The sequence below is a fragment of the Vibrio sp. 10N.222.49.A3 genome, from assembly GCF_041475145.1.
GTDB classification, from domain to species: domain Bacteria; phylum Pseudomonadota; class Gammaproteobacteria; order Enterobacterales; family Vibrionaceae; genus Vibrio; species Vibrio tasmaniensis_A.
Genome location: NZ_JBFRVM010000091.1, coordinates 1 through 2,002 on the forward strand (window position 1 = coordinate 1; position 2,002 = coordinate 2,002).

General features: G+C 48.1%; 3 protein-coding genes and 1 pseudogene. All 4 read left to right on the forward strand.

Going from position 1 to position 2,002, the window contains the following annotated elements; all coding sequences use genetic code 11:
- Window positions 1-139: 139 nt before the first annotated feature.
- Complete coding sequence (locus tag AB4589_RS16700; RefSeq protein ID WP_017096425.1) at window positions 140-322, forward strand: hypothetical protein; 183 nt, start codon at window positions 140-142, stop codon at window positions 320-322.
- A gap of 153 nt (window positions 323-475) precedes the next feature.
- Window positions 476-1,261, forward strand: a complete 786-nt coding sequence (gene traF / locus AB4589_RS16705; protein ID WP_102556741.1) for a type-F conjugative transfer system pilin assembly protein TraF — start codon at window positions 476-478, stop codon at window positions 1,259-1,261.
- 150 nt (window positions 1,262-1,411) lie between these two features.
- Window positions 1,412-1,825: a type-F conjugative transfer system pilin assembly thiol-disulfide isomerase TrbB gene (gene trbB, locus AB4589_RS16710; RefSeq protein WP_371708738.1), complete on the forward strand. Its 414-nt coding sequence runs from the start codon at window positions 1,412-1,414 to the stop codon at window positions 1,823-1,825.
- Window positions 1,822-2,002: pseudogene (locus AB4589_RS16715) on the forward strand (conjugal transfer protein TraH); the annotation flags it as partial. The gene trbB and the pseudogene AB4589_RS16715, both read left to right, overlap by 4 nt.

Below are 2,002 nucleotides of genomic sequence, written 5' to 3' on the forward strand. Positions count from 1 at the left end.
AAATGCGTGCCAACACCAAGCTCCCCAACTTTGATGAAATCAAGCAACGACTTCAAAGTGCCACGGGCGGATAACAGGCGGCTCTATACCAACGGCACACCATGACATACACACCTCAATGCTCAAGAAGGACATCGTTATGCTTATCAAACCCCTTCAAAATTTTTTACTCAACACCTTGACGCTTTTACGCCTCATTCCAAGTGATGTGATACACATCAAACAGCTAGACCACTATCCCGACATCACGAAAAGGCTGGATGAATATCGAGAGCTGATAGAAAACATTGAGAAACAGACTCACTACTTTAGTAGTGAGTAAGGTATGTGGTCGAAACACCACGCTTTGCTGCACGATAAATACCTTCAGTACTTACTCACGCTGCGCAATCCATCACCACAGCAGATGCGCCACTTACGCGAAAGACCCAAGTGTGTAACCTCTTAATCGCTTTGCCGCACTTAACCAAGGCCTATGATGATGAAAAAAACATGGCTTTACGTCATTACCCTAACGCTGCTTGCTCACCTCCATCCCGCTCTTGCTCAGGAACCTCCTCCAGGGTGGCGATGGTACAACGAACCAAAAGCAAGGCCCGACAAACCCAAACCAAAGCCACTGCCAAATAACACTCAAACGACTGTCTCAAGCCCTAAAACGTTATCGGCGACCGAACAAATGGCCTGGTTTCACTCGGTGCATATCGAAGCGCAAAACGATGCCGTCCTTCACCCTAAAGATAAAGACAAGTTAGCGAGATTTTTAGCGTTGAATCATTTTATCACGGACCAAACCGACCAATTAGGCATGACCTTCAAAGCCCTGCTGCTCGAAAGACCTGAGTTTTCTTACACCAAAGACCATCCGACCGAGCAAGCGGCAAGACAGGTGTATTTAGCACTAGAGGATAAGAAGAAAACCGAAGCGGTTGAAAAGATGAAGCAAGACGGATGGGGCTTTTTCTTTATCTATGAAGGAAAAGATGCGCTCAGCCAGCAACTCGCCCCATCCATTCAAGCGTTTGCTGACCAATACCATTTTGAATTATTGGGCATCAGTAATGATGACACCTTCATCACTCACCTCAAAGCAAACCGCCACAACCAAGGCAAAGTCTCGGTGCCTTTCACCCCCGCCTTGATTTTGGTGCATCCCGGCACTGGAGAGATGAAGCCATTGGCGTACGGCTGGATAAGCCAAAATGATTTAATTGGACGCTTTTACAACGTCGCCACCGACTTTGAGCAATCGGATTTTTAAAGCGAATCAATCCGTATAAAACCACCAAACGCCATAAACAGAGCCAGTATGGCAAGTCTGTAACGTTTGATACAACACACCCAACTTCGTCCAGACCGTTCTCTTAAATGATGTTCACTCTTCTTTTACCCTAAAACGTCAGGAGGCGCTATGCCATTTCTTCGTACCCTTATGCTGGCTTTTTTGCTTCATGCCGCCAGCGCCCACGCGGCCATGCAAAACCAATATGCCCTGGTGTTCTTTTTTGAAAGCACCTGCCCGTACTGCCATAAGACCGCGCCTAAAATCACTCGCCTTGGCGAGCGATTTCAATTACCGGTTTACGCCTTCTCGGTCGATGGACCGGGTATTTCAGGGTTTGAGGTCCCTATTCCTGTCACACCAGAGATAGGCAAAACCTTTTTCCCAGGCCAGGGAAAAACGGTCATGCCTGCGACCTTCTTAATGAACGTGAACAGCCGTAAGTTCTCACGTCTGAGCATTGGAGACGTACCAGAAAGCACGCTTGCCCAAAGCATTCAGAACGCCCTTAACGATCCGCGAGTGCAGGAGGCTCTCCAATGAAGCGATCACTTTTCCACCACTTGTCCACCGTTGCGGTGAATAAGCGAGTTATTCCTTTATTTCTCATCAGCTTATCAGGCGTAAGTCACGCCGACACCAACCACTCGCTGGCCCGCTTTTTTGATAACTCAGGGTACAACGCCAACGTCTCAACCCCGACGGCTTACCAAGGGCAAT